Genomic DNA, 22,688 nt, shown 5'->3' on the forward strand with positions numbered 1-22,688 from the left:
AACTTTTAAATCCACTTTTTTACCATTAAAATAACCCTGTGCAAAGGTTTAACATCTTGATCCTCTACTATACTGGTGGTGGAAATTCCCTCATAGTTGCTTCTACCTTAAAGGATAGATTGTCAAAGGATGGTTACGAGGTTGAGTTAAAAAGGATAACTAAAAAAATCGGAGAAGTGGACCTATTGCCTTACAACCTTGTCATTCTTATTACACCGGTCTATGCTTACCACGCACCGGGAACGGTTTTAGAATTTGTAAGGTCATTAAAAGAGGGGGACAAACCCTTCTACCTTATTTTAACCAAAGGCCTTATTCTTGGAAACTCAGCTTATGAATTACAACAAATCTTGAGGAGTAAGGGTTATAAAGTCAAAGGATTTCACGACATTATTATGGCTGACACCCTTTTCCTCCTTTCAGCCCCCAAAAACGGCTTATTAGAGCGATTCTATCTCTTGCCTAACCGCATTTTTAATCACCACCTAAAATCCATTTATCGCTCCATCGTTAAAAGCCTTCACTCCGATAAGGAAATAAAATTGCGCAGAAAGGTTTACGGTTTTATTACAGAATTTATTGCGAGAAATTTCTGGAAAAAGGTGAACAAATGGAAATCAATGCTTTATGCGGACGATAAATGTAATCTCTGCGGTGTTTGCGTTAAAGTTTGTCCAAGAAACAATATAAAAATAGAAGAAGGAAAAGTAATCTTTGGAGAAGATTGCGAATTTTGTACTGCCTGCATCCATAGGTGTCCCCAGGAAGCGGTTCAGGTTGGGAAAATGACAGAAGGGAAGGCACGGTACAAAGTGGGAAAGGAAGCGGAATATTTTAGGAGAGTTTTGAAATAATTCAAAAAAAGAGGGGGCCCCGTAGGGGCCCCCTCTTTTTTTCTACACCTCTAATTTTATCTTCCGATCACTTTGAGCCCAGAAATTTTCTGGATCTTGGCTTCAACAATCGTCGTTTGTGCACTTGAAACTCCACCAAGTTTCAGCGTACCATAATGCCAACCATCACTCCTTGTTACTTTAAAGCAATAAACCCCGTTGTCCTGAGCAAAATCTTTTTCAAGAGTGGGATCTTGTACAATTCCATTGGTTGGAGAAACCTTTAATATCTTGTTAACTCTCCACCCTGTTGTGGGTGCAGTAACTCTACCGGGGTCATTAGCTATCTGGTCTGCGGATGCCAGGTAGAGGTACGTGCCAGTATAGCCTGGCGCCCAGTCTGTGTAGTAAAAGTCTATATTTTCCTGTGGGTTTGTACCACTAACCGGGTAGCTGGTGCACTGGAACTCATCATTAAAGCCAAATCCAGCAGGACCATCTGGATTATTAAACTCATAGACCGTTATGTTGGTAGATGTTACCGGGACTATTGAAGCAGTAACAGGATCCGACAGGGTATCTCCTTTATACCCGTAGAGTTTGTAAACATCCACGTATCCATTGGGATTATGTATATAACTGTTGATTGTAGGAGCAATTGTATCAACCACGGTATTCCCAAAATACAAAATGTAACCATCAACTTCATCTACTGGAGATTCCCAGGTTAGCTTAACCTGTGTGCCGTCTCCATAAGCCTGTACTTCAAGATTGCTGGGGGTTATATCCCCAACTGGCTGGATACACGACACAAGCAATAACATCACTGCAATTGGTAATGCATATAGTACCTTTCTCATCTTACCCTCCTTTATTTCCTCTTTAGAACATCTACTGCGGTTCTTAATTCCTGATATTTCTTCTCCAATTCAGCAACATTTCTCTTTAAAGTCTGCACATCGGTTGAAACCTTTGCAAAATTTGCAGCGGAAACGCCCTGAGCGGTTGTCTCTGTCAACTGTTCAATGGTTGCATTGAGAGAATCTATTTCTGCCTGAAGTGCAGTGATCTGTGCCTCCATCTCCCCCACCTTTTTCTGAAGCTCGTTGACCTGAGATGGACTGGCACAGCTCATAAGGAGCACTATTCCCCCGATTATCGCTATGCTTAAAAACTTCTTCATTTACAACCTCCTGTTTGTATGTAAATAATAGTCTTACACTTCCGAAATGTCAATGGGACATTAACAATCACACAAAATTGAGATACAAAATAAAAAATACTAACAGACTTCATTAAAAATCAACTAAAAGACACACTTTCCGCTAAAAATCTCACATAAGACCTATTTTTCTAAATAAACTCATAAACTATTTTAACTCAAATTGGAGACTTCATTGAGAGTAATTTTTCCAGTTCTATAACGAAATCTTCGAGTATATTTTCTCTTACCCTCTCTTTTTCAACAAAATCTCTTGCTCTTTTAGCCATTTCTTCTGCCTCTGTTGGTGAATCTATAACTTTTTTAATGGCAAATGCAAGCGCTTCGGCGTCACCTGGCGGACAAACAACTGCAAGACCTTTTTCTTCAAGAAACTTTGCCAAAGGCCCCTGCCCACAATAAACTACAGGTTTTCCCGCTGCCATATACTCCCAGACCTTTGAAGGTTCCGCAATTTGGCTAATTTCTCCCGGTCTAAGCAAAGAAACACACACTGTGGCTTTTTTGTAGTATTCTAATAGCATCTCGTGATGAACGTAAGGCATGAATTTGACATTACTCAAATTTTTTGACTGCTCCATTAGTCGAGCTCTCTCTGGTCCATCACCTATTAGTAAAAAGTCATATTCTGGAAGTTTTTTTGCCGTATCTATTAATGTTGAAAGGCCCTGCATGTAACCGAAAAGCCCGGCATACAGCACCAGAGGCCTTCCCTCTGAACTGTAAACTGGCAAATCTTTAACCTTCGCAAGAAATTCACTGGAAACCCCATTCGGTACAAGAAAGGTTTTACTATTAATCTCCTTAAAATAATTTACAATCCCCTGAACTGGTGCAACAATCATTCCGGCTTTTCGGGCTATTAGCTTCATCATCAACTCAAAGACTTTATCTACTCCAAAAGTTCTCTTCCCCGTATACCGTGGATAAAGCCAGGTCAGATCCCTTACATCCCATGCAAAAGTCATTTTTTTCAATTTTGACAATAAATAGCCGGCAGGGGCAAGGAGCATATAAGGGGTCGTCACCAGTAAGACGCGCGCCTTTTTCAGTTTGAGAGCAACAAAGAGCACTCTTAAAGAAAAAATAAATTCGGCAACAATTCTAAGAACGAGGTTCTCTCTCGGTACTAAAACTGGCTTCAAGCGCACTACCCTTACACCATTTTCAAAATTTATGTATGGGGTTTCCTGGTCATATCCTTCGTAGATTTCATTAAAAGGATAATTGGGCAACGCCGTTATCACCGCCACTTTCCAACCTTTCTGTGCGAGAAACTCAGCAAAAGAGGTTGCCCTTTTGGCGCCAGCCCCCGTTTCAGGATAGTAATGACTGCTGATGATCAAAATGGACTTTTCCATAGTTCCACCCTAAAAGCTAACTTAAAAAATCATTTACTATCTTTCTAACTTCGCTAACAAAAATAAATTCTGAGAAAGTTTCTGCTTTGTGCAATACCTTAACCCTTAAATCCTTCTCCAAATCTGGATTTTGCAAAACGTGGGCAATTTTTTTAACAGCATCCTCGACATCATTATAACGAAGTTCCTCAATATCCACAATTTCAATCTGCCCTCCGCTATTATGAACAAAAGGCAAGGCCCCAAGTTTAATCATTTCTGCTATAGCGATACCAAAGTGCTCATTAACCTTGCCATGAATCCCATACCTATGGGAACCGATTAGCTTTATTAGCTGCTCTCTATCCAAATCCGTTTCGACAGATAACCAGTCTGTGTTTACCCTGGAAAGGGCAACCACCTCTTTGAAATACCTTTCATCCCCAGGTTTCCCAACGATGTGAAGGTGTACGTTAATACCACTTTTTCTCACCTTTTTTATAATTTCAACGATCTCTAAATACCTTTTGGTCGGTTCAATCCTACCTACAGCAACAAACCCCATTTCACGATCTTCAACGGGTAAGGAACACTTCTCAACCTCTGAAGCAGGGACGGAGACGGGTGGGTAAAGAACCCGCGGTTTTACTTTATACGCCGATTCAAAAATCTGTGCCGTCCACATAGAATTCACAAGAGTCAAATTCTTCAAAACCTTATCTATATCAAAATTGCTTATTTTATGGCCGATAATTTCATAAATTTTTCTCACAGGATTAGGCCTGTGATACCAGATTTTTGAGTAAGTTTCCTCCTTTAATCTTGAATAATCGTAGCCAACGAAAAAGGGGAAATGAACATACTGAATGCCGCGCTTACCAAAATCCATTTCATTGTAGGTACTGAAAAAGACATCATACTTATCTTTTAATTGTTTACAAATTCTCATCATATAGTGCTGCCTGAGAAGGGCAAAACGCGACATACTCGTTCCCAGAAAACGAGGCGCTTTTAGTCGTAAAATTTCCACTTTCTCAGGGTCTATGCTACTCCCATAGAACTTATTCAGTCTCTCCAGGGTTACCTCTCTGTCGAAAGTCAAAAGTGTTACTTTATACTCTCCCTGTAAAGCCTGCAAAACCCAAGAACACACAGATTCGGTGCCTCCCCAACCAAAAAGTGGGTGAACAACAGCCACCTTAAGGGGTAAGTTCCTCACGTTTATCCCTCCAGAGTTTAGAAATGGAAAAAGAAAGAAAAATCAGCATAAACCTCCAAAGACTCCCGTCATAGAGAAATTGATCTGCAGAGAATAACATAATTACGTATAAAATAAATGCCACTGATACGATCTCTTCTTTTTTTACCTCTGAAGATTTGAGAAATTCAAAAAATTTTTCAAGAATCTTCTTAATCCCGACAATATAAGCCAGAAAAACTACTAAGAATGCTACAACTCCCGATTCTATTAAAAGATTAATGAGAAAATTATGTGCGAAAGGAAGACCCAGTGACCCTTCAAAATAAAAAAAATTACCAGTGCCCACCGGAGAAAATGGATTGGAAATGAAATAACGCAAAGAGTTCCTCCATAGCAAAATCCTTGAGAGTATGGATGTGTCGTATAACAACAATTTAGGGTTCAATCTGAACTGGAACAAAATTCTTCCGAGCCTGTAAAATATGAAAAGGAATACCGTGCCCAGAATTGTAAATAAAATCCACTTATGTTTTTCATCCGATTTAAAGACAAAGATGAGGAAAACAAAAGACGCCACCAAAGAGGAAATTAAACCATTTCGCGAGCCAGTGCAAAAAATGACCAATATAAGGATACAAGCAATTCCCAAAAAGAAAAAATTAAAAGGAACACGTTTTTTAAACCCAAGGTATAGAGAAAAAATTATTCCCATTCCTGCAAGAAAAGCTGGGGGATTTGGTGAGTTGAATCTACCAGCAGACCTTGCAAGCCATTTCCCAGACATAAGCATTCTCAAAGCTCTAAAATCAATCACATCAATAACTGTGAAAAGAATAAGAAGAACAAGCAGGATAATTGTTATATCTTCATATTTTGCATCATCCCAAAATTGGAGAGAAAAGAAGAAAACGGCTAAGGAAAGCCCAAGATGAAGGCTTTGGAAAAATGTCCTCATTGGGTTAATTGCTGTCAAAATGGTAAAGAAATTTGAAATGACAAAAAGTATAAGAAAAAAAAGAGCTCCTCTAAATTTCACGGGCTTTCGCGATGCAACATAGTAAATAATGTTAATTAAGATAAGGAACTCCATAAAACTGTAAATGTACAAACCATCCGGTCTTGCAAGAGAATTGTAGGGAGCGTAAAAATTAGCAGTTTCAACAAAAAATCCAGAGAAATTCCTATAAAAGGGTGTAAATAGTACAACTGCTGAACTGAAAGGTATAGTCAGTAAATATAACAGTAACTGCCATTTGGGATAATCTGATGAGATCAAACCCGCAATAACGAAGAAACAAAGTAAAGAAAGTTTAACACCGAGCTTTACATCACCTAAAAAGACTGTTGCAAGAGAAATGCCCAAAAATAACAAAAAAATGCCCCAAAAGTAAAATAAAGAAAACCTTTTAGTAAACTTATTTACTAAGCTTTCCATAAAGTGGTGAAAAATCTCCCCTTTTAATGTGATTCCACTTATTTATAACGGAAAATACCGCATTAACAGTTTCGATGAAAATGGACCAGTTTCGGTTTTTAATCGCTTGGTGAATGCTTTGCAAAATCAACCCCAAAAGAGCCCATAGTAAGATTATCTTAGTTTTCCTTATATCAAAAAAGTACTTTCTGTAGTTTTTCAAAAGATTGTAGACAAAAATATGGGTAAGAATTGCCCGTTTTAAACGGCCGCCTGGTGAGCGGAAATGTTTGAACTTTAACCTGGGGGTTATTAAAAGCTTAGGCCCGAACTTTCTATATACAGCATAAGAGAAATCCTGATCTTCCCGATGAGAGTATAAAATCATACTTTCATCAAATTTTACGTGATCTATAAGACATCTTTTCATAAGTAATACTTCAGCACCCAAAAATTCGGCTCGGATGTCCGAATCCACTGCATAGGCCATTACCTTAGCCCCTGAAGGTAAGACAAACTGCTTATTTTTCTGATAGTGGTCAAGATAAAAGATTTTTCTAAGCATATTTTGGATTAGTGGAGGTCTTATCTTTCTATCTTCGACTCCCGCAACAATAAGGGCATCTTCCTCGTGCAATATTTTAAATCCTTCCGAAGCAAATTCTGGTGGTATATAAACATCATCATCAATCATCAACACAAGTGGAAAGGAAGCATTATAGAGCCCATTGTTTCTCTGTACTGAAATTCCGCGCTTATTAGAAGTTATAAGTCTAATATTCTCCGTTGGGTATTCTTCCCTTAATTTTTCGAAAGTTTCCTGCGTTTCTTTATCGCCTTCAACTGCTGAAATTATTATTTCAGCCGGTTTAAGAGTCTGATGCAGAAGGTTGTTTACACAACGCCTTAATTCACTACCTCTCTTATAAGTCGGAATCACAGCTGAGTAGTTCATAAAGCCTATTTATTCAAAGAATTAAAAAATCCATCTAAAAGTCCGTTTTCCCTTAATTCACCAATAAAGAAAATGAGAATGTTGACAATTGTACTCATGAAAAAGAAAAACATAACCAAAATTGTGCCTCTAGGATAGCTTTTATAATCAGGAACTTCTGCCCAGTGCATCAACGTAAAGGTTGGGGTGTCCTTCTTTTCTAAAATCTTCGCCTCTTCGTATTTCGTAAACAAAAACTTATAAACTTCCTCGTGCGCCTGAAGTTTAACAAGTAATTCCCCATACACCTTTGCCAGTTCGGGTACTGTTCTTAAAGGAAAATTCAAAATCCTTGGTGTTTTTGATGTCTGCGAGTCGGCTTTAGATTCATTAGCGAAATCCCTTAGCTGTTTTTCGTATACCTCAAGTTCGTTTAGTTTCAAACTTAAAATGGGGCTTCCCGGAGAATAGATTTCACTTAAATAGTCGTATTCTGCCTTACTGATCAAATAACCCTTATAAATGTCAAAGTAAGCAGAAACCCATTCTTTATACTCTTCCTCAGGGAAAACAGTACCATACTTTTTCTGAAATTTTTCAAGTGAATCGCGAAGGCTGCCGATCAATATATCCTCTTCTTTCAACCTTTGTTCAAGAAATTCTCTCAACGCTTTACCTTTTGTCATAACCGTCTGTTTATTAAAGCGATCTAATTCCCTTACAATAAGATTAACAATCTGAGCAGCAAACTTTGGATCTTTATCTTCGTAAGAAATCTCAACTATTCCTTCAGTATAAGACTTTATTTCAATTCCTTTAAGAAGTTTTCGATAAACTTTGATATAGCTTCGGGTTTTAAATTTCTGTTTAAGATTCAATGAGTCGATGACAGGATATAACACGGCTCTGGACTGAATAATTCTGGCATAGATATCCGAGGGAGAAACCATCAATCCAAGAAGAGGATTCAAATTTGCAAGAGAAGAGCCAATTGTCATCATCAATTCAGGCTCTAAATTCGGCATAATTTCGGCGGTTGCTTTATATTTTCTGGGTAATGTAAAAAAAAGGACAATAGCAATAAGGAAACCCAGAATATAGACAATCACGAAAGTAACAAAATACTTAGAAATCACGGAATAAAATTTCTTCATAGGTTAATTATAAACTACCACCAAAACCCGTTCAAAAATAAAAAAGTGGTGGCTCTGATACCTAATTTTAATAAGCCCCCTTTCCACTCAAAACAACTTTTATTGTTTTGACAAATATAACAAAATCTAACCATAAAGACCAGTTTAGAACATACCAGACATCCAGTTTCACGCGCTGTTCATAGTCCAGTTCATTTCTACCAGAGATCTGCCAGAGCCCTGTTATACCCGGGCGGACTTCAAAGTAATAGCGGGAAAATTCTCTATAATACTTCTCCAGCTCTTCTCTAAGAACCGGCCTCGGCCCCACAAAGCTCATTTCTCCTTTGAGAACGTTGAAAATCTGTGGTAGTTCATCAAGGGAAGTTTTTCTCAAAAATTTTCCTATCCTTGTTACTCGCGGATCATTTTTTAATTTGAAATATTTTGTCCACTCTTCACGTGCTTTTTCATCCTTTGCCAAAATCTCTTTAAGTCTTAAATCGGCATCTATGTACATTGTTCTGAACTTAAGACACTTAAAGGGTCTCCCGCCTCTACCTATTCTCTGCTGCGAGTAGAAAATAGGACCCTTCGAATCAAGGATTATTGCCACGCCAATTAGAAAAATCAATGGCAGTAAAACCGGCAGCAAAACCACAGCAAGAACAACTTCAATTATTCGCTTTAAAAGCATCCTCTTGGGGTCAAGTAGCTTGTTTTGTAATTCAAACATCGTTATACCTTTACCAACTGGAAAAACCGGCTTGAATTCTGAAACTAAGAAACGACCTCCATCGTCAAAAATATAAACGTATCGATAAACCTGTTGTAGTTCCCTCAATTTTTGATCGAAATCGTCTCTCGACGTTGAAAGAAATACGTACGATGCCGGTTCACCTAATTCAAAACCTGCATACTTATCTGAAAGAACCGTTTTCTCAAATTTTTCAAGACTTCTCTCACTTCCTATAAACTGACACTTTTCCCTAATCCTCAGCTTGAACAGTAAAACGTTGATAAGATATCTAAATAGGGGAAAAAGGAAAACAAGGAATACAGGAACTAAAGCGAGCACCCCACGCGAAAATCGCGTAATACCATGAGTCAAACTCAGTATCGTAAATAGAAGGAAAAAGTATATAACTAAAGATTTTATGAATGCCCGGAACTCGTCCCAAAAATACCTGCGTTCAGTATAAAGCCCTTCAAAAGCCAGAACAAGAACAAACAAAAAAGGCAATCCCCAGAAAAAGGTATAGAGTTTAAGGCTTTGTTTAAAAGTAGTAAGTAAATTTGCTAACACCTTTCCTAAAAATGCTCGTGTGAGAAAAGCAAGGTATACGGAAAGGTAAAAACTGAAAAGGTCAGCGAAAATAAGTGCTAAAAATCTTACAAGATCTTTTAAAATCTTTTTCTTTGATATGGCCACACCTTTTCGTCCCAAAATTTATTCTTTCAGCATAGGTATTTTGAGGCCGTGTTTCTTTGCAGTCTCTATAGCTATCTTATAACCTGCGTCGGCATGCCTAACAACACCAATTCCCACATCGTTGGTGAGCACCCTTTCAAGTTTCTTGTGGGTTAACTCTGTTCCATCTGCAACAATAACCATACCTGCATGTAAAGAATACCCAATTCCTACTCCACCACCGTGATGGAAGGATACCCAGGTCGCACCAGAAGAGGCATTGAGTAAGGCATTTAAAATAGGCCAATCAGCGATAGCATCAGAACCATCAAGCATCGCCTCCGTTTCTCTGTATGGTGAAGCTACAGAACCCGTATCGTGATGATCTCTACCAATTACTATTGGCGCCTCCAGTTCGCCCTTCTTTACCATTTCGTTAATTGCAAGACCAAATTCCATTCTTTCTCCCTGCCCGAGCCAACATATTCTCGCAGGTAAGCCCTGGAAATGAACTTTTTCTTTCGCCATCTTTATCCACTTTTTCAGATGTTCGTCCTGTGGGAATAGTTCCAGGACCTTTTCGTCAGTTTTGTATATATCTTCAGGATTTCCTGAAAGAGCAACCCATCTGAAAGGTCCTTTCCCCTCTGAGAAAAGATCCCTGATAAATGCTGGAACGTAACCCTGGATATTGAAAGCATCCTTAACTCCATTATCATAAGCAAGCCTTCTCAGGTTATTTCCATACTCAAAGGTAATTGCGCCCTTTTTCTGCATTTCAAGCATCGCCCCAACATGAATAGCCGCCGATTCACCAACCCTCTTTAAATAATCCTCAGGATTCTTTTTCCTCAACTCCGCCGCCTCTTCAACGGTAAACCCCTTGGGTATATAACCATTCAATGGATCGTGAGCAGCAACCTGGTCAGTAAGAAGGTCGGGGACAAATCCACGTTTTACAAGCTCGGGGTGAACTTCCGCTGCATTACCAAGGAGCCCTATTGAAAGAGATTTACCCTGTTTCTTTGCTTCATCAATCATTGAAAGGGCCTTATCTAAATTGTCAGTCCAGGTATCAAGGTAGCCCATCTTTAGTCTTCTCTCTATAGCCCAGGGATTAACCTCTACTGCGAGCATAATCCCATCGTTCATCGTCGCTGCGAGAGGCTGGGCACCCCCCATTTCGCCAAGCCCAGCAGTAAGAATTACTTTCCCCTTAAGTGAACCACCAAAATGTTTCTTAGCCGCCGCATAAAAAGTCTCGTAGGTACCCTGGAGAATTCCTTGAGTCCCAATGTAGATCCAGCTTCCCGCCGTCATCTGACCATACATTATAAGACCACGTTCTTCCAATTCTCTGAAGTATTCCCATGTGGCCCATTTGGGGACGAGATTCGAATTTGCAATTAAAACCCTTGGGGCCCATTCGTGGGTTTTAAAAACTGCCACAGGTTTGCCTGATTGTACGAGAAGTGTCTCATCATTTTCAAGATTCTTTAGTGTCTCAACGATGGCATCAAAACATTCCCAGTTTCTAGCTGCCTTTCCTGTCCCACCATAAACGATCAAATTAGCCGGGTCTTTTGCAACCTCGGGATCGAGGTTGTTCATTAACATTCTCATTGCTGCTTCCGTAAGCCAGCTTTTACAAGTTAACTGAGTCCCTCTCGGGGCTCTAACTACTCTTCCTGACATACTTTTCACCCCCCAAAAAGTTTAGTCTGCTATTTTGATATCAAAACGAATTTTTAAAGGATTTTCCTCAATAAGTTCACTACCCTGTGAATAACTGATAAAGGTCTTACATACGCTCAATTCAAAATAAAAGGGACTCATCTTATATCCGAGGGCAAAGTCAATTCCTGGAATATAAGTGTCATCGACAAAACTCTTTTCTAACAAACCGCCAACTTTCAAAAAAGCCATGTCACGAAACGCATGGGATATTTCCAAAGATCCCACCCAGTAATCTTTAAGTGCTGCGTTAATCTTCGAAAATCGTTTGTAAAGAAGGTCAAAATGAATTTTAGCCCCTGATTTAACAGCGGGGTTGTAATATCCAGAGAAGACCAATTGATTAGGCAGTGAATAAAAGTTTTCATCAGGGAATTTCACCTTTGTTAAAAGTTGAACTAAAACACCGAAAGACTTAGAAGAATATCCGGCCGCACCCAATGCTCTTACAGATCTCTGAATCAAAGTAGGAGAATTTTTGTTTATCAAGCCAATCCCTGTCGCCACATTAAAGCCCGCAATATTGAGAGATACTGCAAAGCCACCCTCAAAGATGTCACCTTTCCTCTCTTCCCTTATAGTATCCTCGACCAAGTAGCTTGAATTATATTGAATTTTTTCATAAAGGTAGTTTAAATCTGCTACCCCCCTTAAATAAAGGTAGGTTTTTACCCCCAAAAAAGCGTACCCTAAAGACAAACTTGGCTTAAGAAGGTAATAATTGTTTCTCTCGTATGTAATCTGCCTTCCAACGGTGTTGTTGTAGGAATCATAAAGGTACTGATACCTATATTCATTTACTAAGGCACTATTAAATGTAAAGGATACATAATATTTTCCAAAAGAATCGAGGAATGGCAAACCTCTTAAGTCCAGCTGATCACCGTACGGAACACCCGTATAAAGGTTTGTTAATGATGTTACAATTAAGAGCAACAACCTCATTTTTGACTCCTTTTGGTAAAATACTCTTTTAATACCATTATAAAGTAAATGGCAAGTCCTATCGAAATACAAGAGTCTGCAACATTAAAAACAGGCCACCTTAAGGTGGGCGAAAGGCCAATGTCAATAAAATCTATCACTTCTTTAAAATGGACCCTGTCTACAATATTGCCAGCAACCCCTGCCAGGATTACCGCGAAAAGGTTAGCATTAAAAACGTTCTTTGACTTAATAGAATCTAAAATCAAAGCAGTGAGAAAAACCACAGCAATTAAACCAAGAATCACGTAGGGAAAATTCCGCCCGAGGGAAATACTCCATAGTGAATGTGGGTTTCGGACATGGGTAATTTTCACAAACTCTCCAATTACATTTACTTCCGCGCCATAAGGAAGAAGTTTTACGACAAGGTATTTGGTGATTCTGTCAATCGAAAAAAGTAAAGCAAAGAGAAAAATTACCGTCCTCATTAAACCAGCTTTAACCAGTTATGAAGTAAGAAGTATATTCTACCAATTAAAAGAGAAATACGAGCCATTATCGTGTAACCAAAGGATGCGCCAAAGGTTATCATTAAGATTGTTATGCCTACTTTCGAAGAAACACCCAATATTCCTTTGTGCTCCCGTGAAAAGTAGAAATATAGAATGGTGAATATTGTGCCCAAAACAATAATCCAATTGTTAAAAGTGTAGAGAATAGTCTCTCCCGCTGTTGAGCCCTTTACAAAGAGTGGGAGTATTGAAGCCTGAACCTGTGGTACTAAAAATCCCTGTGTCAAGCCTGTAATACCAAGACCTGCAGCCATACCCACGGTAAAAGCAATCGGCCAGCGGGAAAGCCAGGACAAAGGCTTTATAAATCTCAAAAGAATAAAGAGAGAAAGAATCAAAGGAATTATTAAGAGGTATCTCTGAACGCCCACTTTCTCAGTAAAACCAATAACCAGCTTTGGGTAGGCATCAAAAACCCAGACATACAAAACCATGAAGGCTGCCGAACTCCCAACATAAACATGTTCGGCAAACTTATAAAAAGGATTGTCCTTATAAAGAAAGGACAAAATAGCTAAGGTGAAAAAGGCAGCTATCCACGTCCAGATAATGTTGCTCATTTCTTTGTCCTCCTTAAAACAAGAAAACCAATATTACCAATTATTATAAAAGCAATAATTACCAGGTGTATTACTGACTGTGGAAGCATTCCAATAGATGCCTGTCCTTTTATTCCCACAAGGGTCTCATAATCCGCCGCCCCTCTCAATCCTCCAATGACCGATATGACCTGGTTTGCCTGCAAGTAGGGATAGTAATCAGGGGTCATAACTGCAGTGGTCCCGAGGATTATAGGTAATCCATACCTTGCATATCCATACTGGATCCAGGAATCACCTACTGCACCCGCCTCAAGACCAAAAAGAAGCTTAATATCTTTATAATTCTTTACTCTTCTCATAAGCGGAAGAGAATCTATTGGCGTATATTTGTAGTCAGTTGAAAACACATTCCGTATCTCCTTGCCCATATTTATAATAACAGCAGCTACACCGGGACGATATCCAAGAAAAACATAGTCTACACCGTAAACTTTGTTGTATTTCTTTGCCAAATCTTCCAACGCCTGTTGACCGAGAGGAAGACCTAAAGGCCAGTGACCAAGCATTATGACCTTTAGATTCTTGCGGAATGCATGGTGCAAGAAAGTTTCCAACATGGGTTGAAGTTCAGGCATACTTGCAGCGTCGTAATCAATAGAAACCATCACTATTGTGCTTTCGGGCAAACTCTCGATATAGTTATAAGCCTTCACTACCTCAGGAAGAGGCTCAATTTTCATTGTTATCTTTGTCAAAATAGGAATTGCTGTGGCGAGGAAAACGGTAAGATAAATTATTCTCCTATCAATCCTTGAAAGTTTCTCAAAAAATTCTCTCATCTTCTATCCCCCTATTTCATATAAGTTCTCTCTATGCCGAGAATTATTCTTATAGACATAGCTATACCACCCAGAGCAATTCCAATCATGATGCCTCTCTTTCCAGCCATCTGGGGCACGTTCATCAACCAATCGGAAAAGGAAGGTATGTGCTGTCTCAGATAAACCCATCCGATAGGGTATATCAAAACGACAAAGAGAATAGCAACCAAAATGTAAATAAGCTTTATTCTTGTCTCCGTGATTCCTACAGCTTCTGAGTAAAAATACCATGCAAATATCAGGAAAATGATAGTAATTACGTAAGGAGCAGCACCCTGACCAAGAGGAATCCTGCCTAACATCACTATTACCGCCGAAACCAGAAGCAGTGCCGAATTAAATTCTTTTGCTCTGAATGCCCGGTAAGCTGCACTGGCTATGAAAAAAGATAAAATTGCAAACATCGTAGACTGAAGTGGTACAAAAATCGAATTGTAAAAATATCTGGAAAAGGTTGATGAAGGCGAAAATGGATTGTGTTCAGGAGTTCTAATAATCTCAATTACTCCCCAGAGCAGGGTTAGAAAGAAACTCAAAATTAAAATGAGAGCGTAAGGAGCATCCTTTTCTTTGCGCCTTATTTTGCCAAAATTATATCCTAAAAGGCTATCAATTCCAAGTAGCATAGTGAAACCGGAGACTATTATGTACCAGTCGTTGAATATCTCTTCAAGATTTCCAAAGGGCTTGTGGGGTATGAACAAGGCAAGGACGAGTAAAAACCCTGAAATAAAGGTTATTGCAAGTGGGATCTCTTTTTTCATTATCCCCTCCTAAAAAATGTTGAAAAAGTTCACCAGCATATGGTTTCCAATCCCAAAGGTCTCCATCAGAGAGCCGATAAAGATAATTATAACAAGAACCATCTTGATGTAGTCCTCACCCTTTATCGTACCAAGCGAAAGGGCATCTCGGGAAAGATAGGCGCTAGCAGCATACATCTCTTCCCCAATAAGGGTGTAATCCGTTGAGGCTATGAAGAAAGGAAGCTGAGTAACCGCGGTAGTTCCAGAAATTTGAATGGCTCCGATTGAATGGCCCGTTTCTGCAAGGATCAAAGATTCTGCGTAGAAATATCCTTGAAGAAAAACCGCACCAGGTCTCTGCCTCATCATAATACCGTCCACACCAGCGGCATAACCAAACTGATCAGATGTAAGGTAATAGATATTAGATTCCTTGTAAAGGTCAGGTCTTCCCGCTTCTATATAACCTTCTTTTACCGTTTCCTGTGCTGCAACCATTACGATGGGATCGTAGCAAGGGACAATAACATCTGCTTCGTATTCCGCGGCCTTGTAAGCTACCCTTTTCAATATAGCAAGAGAAGCTACCGTCGGAATATCACTTATAAAACCAAGACCCATAACGTAGAGAATAGGTCGGCCCATTTCCGTAGAACGCCCCACAGCCTCGTCTATGGCTTCAAGCCCCGCGATTTTCCTTATGAAGAGATTTTTATCCACTCTCGCCCTCATAATGAAGTAGATAAGGAAGGCAGTATAAAATATGAGGATAATTAAAACAGAAAGTCTTCTTGAATTAAACCACTGCGCTGTGCTTATTGCAGGCTGAGTAGTTTTACCCTCCGCTATCAACGAGTCTCCCTGATAGATTTGTACCCTGTAATAATAAGGAGTTTTATCGACAACTCCTAAGTCTTGAAACTGAGTTTCCACTTTAAAAAGGGTCTCAATTAATGTATCGGGAACGTTGGGGTCCTGGGTTCTGTAGATTTCTATCTTGCTTACCGCCCAGGTAGTGTCCAATCCCCAGGTTACTGTAATGCTTCCCCCAGCATCGTTAGGTGTATCATAGGCCCTAACATTTACTGGGGATGCTTGCCACAAAAGTAAGAGAATAGCAAGCTTCATAAGTACCTCCTATGTCCCTTCCCCCCAAGATTTTAAATATTTCTTCTGTTCATCTGTTAAATTGTCTATTGAAACTCCAAGGGTTTTCAATTTATATTCAGCAACTTTACGATCAAGGTCATCCGGTAGTGTGAAAACTCCAGATTTTAATTTCCCCGAATTTTCTAAAAGGTAAAGAACCGCGAGAAGTTGATTGGAAAAGGAAAGGTCCATCACATCCGCGGGGTGTCCTTCTGCCGCGGCTAAATTAACCAACCTTCCCTGAGCCAACAAATAAACAACTTTTCCACTTTTTAAAATAACTTTCTCAAGATTCTCCCTTATTTTTTCAATCTTAGCGGCATTTTCGTAAAGATATTTCACATTCACTTCAACATCAAAATGACCTGCATTGGCCAATATACAACCATCTTTCATGACTTCAAAATGCTTTGCGGTTACAACATCCTTACAACCTGTTGCAGTAACTACGACATCAGCAAACTTCACAGCCTCTTCCATAGGCATAACCATAAAGCCATCTTCAAAGGCCTCGAGAGCTTTAATGGGATCGACTTCGGTCACTATTACCCTTGCACCCATACCCCTTGCCCTCATGGCAATTCCTCTTCCACACCAACCATAGCCTGCAACAACCATCGTAGTACTGGAAAGCAATATATTAGTTGCCCTTAATATCCCGTCTATCGTTGATTGACCTGTGCCGTAGCGGTTATCAAAAAGGTGTTTAGTTTGGGATTCATTAACCGCAATAACAGGAAACTTCAGAACTCCATCTTTTTCCATTGCCTTAATACGAATCACTCCCGTCGTGGTCTCTTCTGTTCCTCCCTTTATATTATGATACAATTTCTTTTCATGAACAAGTGTAGTAAGATCTGCGCCATCATCCATTATAATTTCCGGCGACCTTGAAGCCACTATATCAAGATTTTCATAGTAACTTTCTCTACTTTCGCCATGGACCGCAAATACGCTGATACCAAAATCTCTGACCAGTGACGCTGCAACATCATCCTGTGTAGAGAGGGGGTTGGAGGGCGAAAGGTAAACCTCTGCACCAAGTTCTTTCAACGCAATCACAAGATTAGCTGTCTCTGATGTAACATGTAAGCAGGCAGAAATTTGTATTCCGGAAAGAGGGTGTGCATCTTTTAATTCCTCTACAAACTTTCTCAAAACCCTCATCCGTGTTGATGCCCATTCAATCTTTTTAAGTCCGGAATCGGCAAGGCTAATATCTCTAATTTTATAATCAGTCATTTAAAGCCTCTAAAAGATTTTTGGTGGAATCGGCAAATTCCCACGTAAATCCTTCCTCCTCCCTTCCGAAATGACCGTAAACTGCAGTTCTATAGTATATGGGCTTCAAAAGGTCAAGTTTTTCAATTATTCCACGAGGTGTGAGGTCAAAGACTTTCCTTATTGCTTTAACAATCTGCTCCTCAGGGTATTCAGAAGTGCCAAAAGTATCAACGTAAATAGCAACAGGTTCCGCAACACCAATAGCATAAGCCAGCTGGATTTCCACCTTTTTTGCGATACCCGCTTTCACAATATTCTTTGCAATATACCTCGCCATATATGCTGCAGACCTATCCACTTTCGTCGGATCCTTTCCCGAGAAACAACCTCCTCCGTGCCTCGCAAACCCACCATAGGTATCCACCATTATCTTCCTTCCCGTGACACCCGTATCTGCAACGGGACCACCCTGAACAAACCTGCCCGTCGGATTGATGTAGCACTTCATTTCACGGTCCCTCAACTCTTCAGGAATAACATGATTAATAACCAGTTCCCTCAAATCCTCGCGAAGCCTTTCTACTTTCACCTCTTCATCGTGCTGAGCTGAAAGGACCACAGTATTAACCCTAAAAGGCTTACCAGTATTATCATATTCAACGGTGACCTGTGACTTTCCATCGGGCCTCAAATAGGGGAGAATACCATTCTCCCTCACCTCAGTAAGCCTCTTGACCAGTTTGTGAGCGAGAACAATAGGTAAGGGCATTAGCTCCGGTGTTTCATCGGTAGCGTAGCCAAACATTAAACCTTGATCACCCGCGCCGCCAACATCAACACCCATGGCAATGTCGTGGGATTGTTCCTGAATGGAAGTTATTACCGCAACAGATTTATAATCAAACCCGTACTCAGGCCTCACGTATCCAGCCTTTTTAATAACCTCCCTTACCACCTCGGGGATTTCTACGTATGTAGAGGTGGTAAGCTCACCGGCGACCATTACAAGCCCTCTCGTAGTGAGGGCCTCTATGGCAACCCTACCTTTTTTATCATCCTTTAAAACAGCATCAAGAATGGCATCGGAAACCTGGTCACAAATCTTATCTGGATGCCCCTTTGTAACCGACTCAGACGTAAACAGCCTTCCCATCTCTTACCTCCTAAAATTTAACTTTTAACCCGAGGTATATCACACCCTCTGCCTCTCTATAACCTTTTCGGTCTATAGGCCTAAAACCTAAATAAATCATTCCCTCGTTACTAATACCACTCAACAATAACCCACTATTCACTTCAATTTCAGGTGTTAAATTATAGTCCAAAGTCAAGCCACTGTAAAAACTTACATCTAAAAATGGCATAACTGTGTTTGAAACCGGATAGACGTAAAACAGATTAAACAATAAATCGAACTGGTTTGGGTTTCCAACAGTTAACCAAGGGATCTTCTCGTGACGAAGGTATGAACCAATCTCCAGACGGTAATAAAAAAAACGTGGCTCCGTTTTAAGATTTAAGTTGCGATTGCTAAAAACAAACTTAAGTTTATTCCAATAAAGGCTTCTATCTACAAAAGTATCAATCTTGTGATAACAGGTATGATCAAGAAAAATTGCGTACCACTTATCATTGCTTATTGTTTTGAACCCGCCTCCCAGCAAATAGTCGGCCTCCTGAGGATCAAGCTGTATAGGCCCCACATCCCGGCCCATCCAGATGTTTTCAAAACCGTAGATAACAAGTCTGATCCTCCCCCACTGAAAGATGTCGGACTCCATACTTATTTTGCCCATAGCACTTCTTCTCTTAAGCGTGCCTCCAAACTTTCTCAGTTCACCAAATCCCTGAGTAGAAAAGAGAAGTTGGAAGTCAGACAATAAGGAAAGCATCAATAAAATTTTCATCCCAATACCTCCAGTATTTGGTCCCTTTCAAATGGCGCCAATTTTTTCAAAACTTGTTGTTTTTTAATTAAAATATCCGCCTCTTTTTCTCTTACCTCCCCGATTATCTCCGCTGGTATATTTTCTCTTCTAAGGTCATCGCAAATACGCTCCGCTTCCCTTTTTTCTGTAAAGACAATTAGCGAACCCGAAGCTATAAGTCCCAAGGGGTCAATGCGGTAATGTTCTGAGAGTTTTTTCGTTTCACTATAAATGATAATTCTATCTCCGTCAATAAACGCCCCAAGCCCTGAAGCCTGTATAGATTCAAATAGAGCGGTGACGATTCCACCTTCCGTTGGGTCGTGAAGATTGTGAATCTCATAGTTTTCAATCAACTTAATACCAACATCAAAGAGGCAAATCCCAGGATCATACAGAAAGTCTTGACACCTTTTTACAAAGGGTTCTCCAAAAACTTTTACAAGTTCGTCTTGCTTTTCTCGGGAAATTATACTCGTACCCTCAATGGCAACGCCTTTAACTTGAACTATCACGTCCCCCACTCTAATCTTTTCAGGAGAAACCTCCCTAACAACCTGACCCACCATAAATCCTGAAAGAATAGTACTTTTTAGACCGGGCGTTACCTCGGTATGGCCAGTTATTACCGAAACATTAAATTTCTTTGAGTAGGCTCCCAACTCTTCAAAGGTATTTAAAACCTCCTCTTCAGTGGCTCCTTCATAAAAAAGTAAATTCACACTGAGATACAGAGGCCTGGCTCCCATGGAGATGAGGTCGTTAATGTTACAAGCCATAAGATAATAAACGCTATCCTTGGACGTGAAAGTTATGGGGTCAGAAGTCAGGGCAAGATGAGGATTTTTTACCTTAACAATTGCGCCATCAACACCGTATCTCGGCCCTATGAGAATATCTTCAGAACTCACTTCCAACTTCTCCAGGGCCAATTTTAACAAATCAGGTGGTACTTTACCGGGTTTTAATGGCATGTGTATAATTATAGGGCAAAAGATTGATTGAATATAGTTAAAACTTGAAAATTATTAATATGAAATGGCGTTACCGCAAACAGGAGTTTCCACCGGAGTGGTACGACTATCCTAAGATTATTTCTATTATTCTCTCCACACGAAAAATAACGCCCGAGGCTGCAGAAGAATTTCTATATGCACACAAAAGAACCTTCTATGACCCATTTAAATTAAAAAGCGTTACAAGAATTGTAGAAAGACTCGCAGAAGCCCTTGAGAAGAGGGAAAAGGTCCTAATTCATGGTGATTACGATGTGGATGGTATAAGTGGTGCCGCTTTACTCTTTCGCGGACTGGATAGATTGGGGTTTTATGTAGACCATTACATTCCCCACAGGGCTACTGAGGGGTATGGTGTCTCACAAAAAGCAATAGAGAAAGCGGCAAAAGAAGGCTTTAAAGTAATTTTAACGGTAGATACAGGTATTTCGGCCTTTGGTCCTGCATACACTGCTAAATTCAAAGGATTAGACCTTATTATAACTGATCATCACGAACCCAAAAGAGCCAACATCAGCAATCCAAAAATCATTAAAAAGTTTGTTCACAAAAACCTTACCAAATTAGAAGAAGACTACAGGACGCCAAAATACATTTTACCCGAAGCCTACGCTATTTTAAACCCGAAGTTAGAGGTCTACCCCGATCCAAACCTCGCAGGTGTAGGGGTTGCTTTCAAACTTCTTGAAGCACTCTATACCTATTTTGACGAAGATCCAGAGGAGCTATACAATGACCTCGACCTTGTGGCCTTGGGAACGGTTGGTGACATGGTTCCACTCGTCAAAGAAAATAGAATCTTTGTTAAAAAGGGACTCGAAGTCTTAACCAATTCAAATAAAGCCGGAATTAATGCTTTAAAGTTCGTTGCCGGAATTTCTGACGGCGAAATAAATCCTTTTCACATCTCCTTTATCCTGGCCCCACGAATCAATGCAGCAGGTAGGATATCCCATGCCAATGAGTCTTTCGAACTGCTCATTACAGAGGATGACGAAAAAGCCTTTATTCTTGCAGAGAATTTACAAAGACTCAATAATAAAAGAAGGGAAGAGGAAAGAGTAATTTTTGAAGAAGCAATGGAGCAGGCCCTTAAACTTGATTTGAAAGAAAATTACGTCCTTGTTCTGGCCTCAGAAAGATGGAACTATGGAGTTATAGGTATAGCGGCTTCAAAACTTGTGGAAGAATTTAGAAGGCCGGTGATCCTTGTCACCTTTGAACAAGATATCGGAAGGGGTTCCTGTAGAAGCATAGAAGAGTTTGATATGCATGACACTCTTTCAAGATTTAGCGACTATCTTGAGTCTTTTGGTGGACACAAACTGGCCTGTGGTTTAAAAATCCGAAGGGAGAACTTTGAAAAATTTAAAGAAGATTTGAACCTGTACGCCTCAGAACTTCTTAGTGGTTTGGATCTCGAACCCGCTTTGGAAATTGACGGGGAAGTTCAGCTCCGTGATTTAAGGGAGAATATTACTGAATATTATAAATTACTTTCCCCCTTTGGTGTAGGTAATCCCGAACCGGTTTTCGTTCTTAAAGGAGTTTCTGCAGACAGGTCAAGCATCAAAATACACAGAGAAAAGCATGTATCCTTTTTGATAAATGGTCCAGAGGTAAAGTTAAGGGCAATTTACTTCAACGGACAGGAAAAGTTGAAGATATTATCTGAAAGTGAAAAAGTAGACTTGGCTTTCTCTATTAACTTAAGAGAAAATGAAATAGAAAATGAAACCCCGATCTTTGAACTCAAAATTTTAGATCTTAAACCAAGCGGTGATGATTAGATCTAACTCAACTATTCAGCTTGAGGGTAAACGGACACAAAAACTTTATTTTTTCTCCTTTCAAACTTCACGTAACCGTCAATGAGGGAGTAAATAGTATAATCCGCGCCAAGACCGACGTTATAACCAGGGTGAAACTTTGTGCCCCTTTGTCTTACCAGAATGTTTCCAGCTTTAACAAACTGCCCCTCAAAATTCTTAACACCCAGTCTCTTGGAAATAGAATCCCTTCCATTTTTCGATGAACCCATTCCTTTTTTGTGCGCCATGGTTTACCTCCTGAAGTTCTCTTATTTTAAGTTAAGCAGTTCGTATTTTCAACCTGTAAAGGTCCAAAATCACAAAGCAAATTCACTCTAAACAACAATATTAGAAATTGCTTTGATTTTACGCAAAAATCTCATTATAATTTTCAAACTTCCAAAGGAGGATTAAGATGCCGGCACCGAAAAGAAAACATTCAAGGGCACGTTCAAGAAAAAGAAGGACACATTACAAAGTAAAAATGAAAACAGTTGTCACCTGTCCTAACTGTGGAGAACCAATAACTCCACATACCGTTTGTCCGAATTGTGGGTACTACAAAGGCAAACCCGTAATGGTGGTTAAAACTAAAACTGAATAAAAAGTCTTCTCTGCGAAAGAAAAAGGGGGCCCATGCAGGCCCCCTTTTTCTTTCGCAGCCAAATCT

23 protein-coding genes are annotated in these 22,688 nt (G+C 39.8%); 3 read left to right on the forward strand and 20 right to left on the reverse strand.

Annotated elements, in window-relative coordinates; genetic code table 11:
- Positions 1 to 38: 38 nt before the first annotated feature.
- Complete coding sequence (locus tag QMD82_04410) at positions 39 to 854, forward strand: EFR1 family ferrodoxin (GenBank protein ID MDI6851161.1); 816 nt, start codon at positions 39 to 41, stop codon at positions 852 to 854.
- A gap of 56 nt (positions 855 to 910) precedes the next feature.
- Here the strand turns inward: QMD82_04410 and QMD82_04415 are convergent, their stop codons facing one another.
- The 19 genes from QMD82_04415 to QMD82_04505 form a co-directional block, all read right to left on the reverse strand.
- Entirely contained in the window at positions 911 to 1,693 is a 783-nt protein-coding gene (locus tag QMD82_04415) for a hypothetical protein (GenBank protein ID MDI6851162.1), read from the reverse strand.
- An 11-nt stretch (positions 1,694 to 1,704) separates the two neighbouring features.
- Positions 1,705 to 2,016, reverse strand: coding sequence for a hypothetical protein (locus QMD82_04420; GenBank protein MDI6851163.1), 312 nt, complete (start codon positions 2,014 to 2,016; stop codon positions 1,705 to 1,707).
- 197 nt (positions 2,017 to 2,213) lie between these two features.
- On the reverse strand, positions 2,214 to 3,416 hold the full coding sequence (locus QMD82_04425; GenBank protein ID MDI6851164.1) for a glycosyltransferase family 4 protein: 1,203 nt from the start codon (positions 3,414 to 3,416) through the stop codon (positions 2,214 to 2,216).
- A gap of 16 nt (positions 3,417 to 3,432) precedes the next feature.
- Positions 3,433 to 4,614 carry a glycosyltransferase gene (locus QMD82_04430; protein ID MDI6851165.1) on the reverse strand — a complete coding sequence of 394 codons (1,182 nt, stop codon included), beginning with the start codon at positions 4,612 to 4,614 and terminating at the stop codon, positions 3,433 to 3,435.
- Positions 4,595 to 5,968 (reverse strand): O-antigen ligase family protein, encoded by a 1,374-nt coding sequence (locus tag QMD82_04435; GenBank protein MDI6851166.1) that lies wholly within the window; start codon positions 5,966 to 5,968, stop codon positions 4,595 to 4,597. Before QMD82_04435 ends, QMD82_04430 begins: the two co-directional genes overlap by 20 nt.
- Positions 5,969 to 6,011: 43 nt before the next feature.
- Positions 6,012 to 6,965, reverse strand: coding sequence for a glycosyltransferase family 2 protein (locus QMD82_04440; protein MDI6851167.1), 954 nt, complete (start codon positions 6,963 to 6,965; stop codon positions 6,012 to 6,014).
- A gap of 5 nt (positions 6,966 to 6,970) precedes the next feature.
- Positions 6,971 to 8,098 (reverse strand): Wzz/FepE/Etk N-terminal domain-containing protein, encoded by a 1,128-nt coding sequence (locus QMD82_04445; protein MDI6851168.1) that lies wholly within the window; start codon positions 8,096 to 8,098, stop codon positions 6,971 to 6,973.
- A 67-nt stretch (positions 8,099 to 8,165) separates the two neighbouring features.
- Positions 8,166 to 9,509, reverse strand: coding sequence for an exopolysaccharide biosynthesis polyprenyl glycosylphosphotransferase (locus tag QMD82_04450; protein ID MDI6851169.1), 1,344 nt, complete (start codon positions 9,507 to 9,509; stop codon positions 8,166 to 8,168).
- Positions 9,510 to 9,527: 18 nt separating this feature from the next.
- The gene (gene hutU / locus QMD82_04455) at positions 9,528 to 11,183 is read right to left on the reverse strand and encodes a urocanate hydratase (GenBank protein ID MDI6851170.1); all 1,656 of its coding nucleotides are present in this window, start codon (positions 11,181 to 11,183) and stop codon (positions 9,528 to 9,530) included.
- Positions 11,184 to 11,204: 21 nt separating this feature from the next.
- Entirely contained in the window at positions 11,205 to 12,167 is a 963-nt protein-coding gene (locus QMD82_04460; GenBank protein ID MDI6851171.1) for a hypothetical protein, read from the reverse strand.
- Positions 12,164 to 12,637, reverse strand: a complete 474-nt coding sequence (gene lspA / locus QMD82_04465; protein ID MDI6851172.1) for a signal peptidase II — start codon at positions 12,635 to 12,637, stop codon at positions 12,164 to 12,166. The genes QMD82_04460 and lspA overlap by 4 nt, the downstream gene beginning before the upstream one ends.
- Positions 12,637 to 13,281: a hypothetical protein gene (locus tag QMD82_04470; GenBank protein ID MDI6851173.1), complete on the reverse strand. Its 645-nt coding sequence runs from the start codon at positions 13,279 to 13,281 to the stop codon at positions 12,637 to 12,639. Before QMD82_04470 ends, lspA begins: the two co-directional genes overlap by 1 nt.
- On the reverse strand, positions 13,278 to 14,102 hold the full coding sequence (locus tag QMD82_04475; GenBank protein MDI6851174.1) for a hypothetical protein: 825 nt from the start codon (positions 14,100 to 14,102) through the stop codon (positions 13,278 to 13,280). The genes QMD82_04470 and QMD82_04475 overlap by 4 nt, the downstream gene beginning before the upstream one ends.
- Positions 14,103 to 14,113: 11 nt before the next feature.
- On the reverse strand, positions 14,114 to 14,908 hold the full coding sequence (locus QMD82_04480) for a hypothetical protein (GenBank protein MDI6851175.1): 795 nt from the start codon (positions 14,906 to 14,908) through the stop codon (positions 14,114 to 14,116).
- 9 nt (positions 14,909 to 14,917) lie between these two features.
- A complete protein-coding gene (locus QMD82_04485) occupies positions 14,918 to 16,018 on the reverse strand; it encodes a hypothetical protein (GenBank protein MDI6851176.1) in 1,101 nt (366 codons plus the stop codon).
- Between the two features lie 9 nt (positions 16,019 to 16,027).
- The gene (ahcY, locus tag QMD82_04490; GenBank protein ID MDI6851177.1) at positions 16,028 to 17,281 is read right to left on the reverse strand and encodes an adenosylhomocysteinase; all 1,254 of its coding nucleotides are present in this window, start codon (positions 17,279 to 17,281) and stop codon (positions 16,028 to 16,030) included.
- A complete protein-coding gene (gene metK / locus QMD82_04495; protein MDI6851178.1) occupies positions 17,274 to 18,416 on the reverse strand; it encodes a methionine adenosyltransferase in 1,143 nt (380 codons plus the stop codon). Before metK ends, ahcY begins: the two co-directional genes overlap by 8 nt.
- A 10-nt stretch (positions 18,417 to 18,426) precedes the next feature.
- A complete protein-coding gene (locus tag QMD82_04500; protein MDI6851179.1) occupies positions 18,427 to 19,170 on the reverse strand; it encodes a hypothetical protein in 744 nt (247 codons plus the stop codon).
- Complete coding sequence (locus tag QMD82_04505; GenBank protein MDI6851180.1) at positions 19,167 to 20,165, reverse strand: AIR synthase-related protein; 999 nt, start codon at positions 20,163 to 20,165, stop codon at positions 19,167 to 19,169. The genes QMD82_04500 and QMD82_04505 overlap by 4 nt, the downstream gene beginning before the upstream one ends.
- Positions 20,166 to 20,224: 59 nt before the next feature.
- On the opposite strand from QMD82_04505, the gene QMD82_04510 reads away from it, so the two are divergent.
- Positions 20,225 to 21,997, forward strand: coding sequence for a DHHA1 domain-containing protein (locus QMD82_04510; GenBank protein MDI6851181.1), 1,773 nt, complete (start codon positions 20,225 to 20,227; stop codon positions 21,995 to 21,997).
- An 11-nt stretch (positions 21,998 to 22,008) separates the two neighbouring features.
- Here the strand turns inward: QMD82_04510 and rpmA are convergent, their stop codons facing one another.
- Entirely contained in the window at positions 22,009 to 22,266 is a 258-nt protein-coding gene (rpmA, locus tag QMD82_04515) for a 50S ribosomal protein L27 (protein ID MDI6851182.1), read from the reverse strand.
- A gap of 167 nt (positions 22,267 to 22,433) precedes the next feature.
- Between rpmA and rpmF the strand changes: the two genes are divergently transcribed.
- Entirely contained in the window at positions 22,434 to 22,622 is a 189-nt protein-coding gene (gene rpmF, locus QMD82_04520; GenBank protein MDI6851183.1) for a 50S ribosomal protein L32, read from the forward strand.
- Positions 22,623 to 22,688 lie beyond the last annotated feature (66 nt).

The organism is bacterium (genome assembly GCA_030019025.1).
GTDB lineage: Bacteria > Hydrothermota > Hydrothermia > UBA1063 > UBA1063 > UBA1063.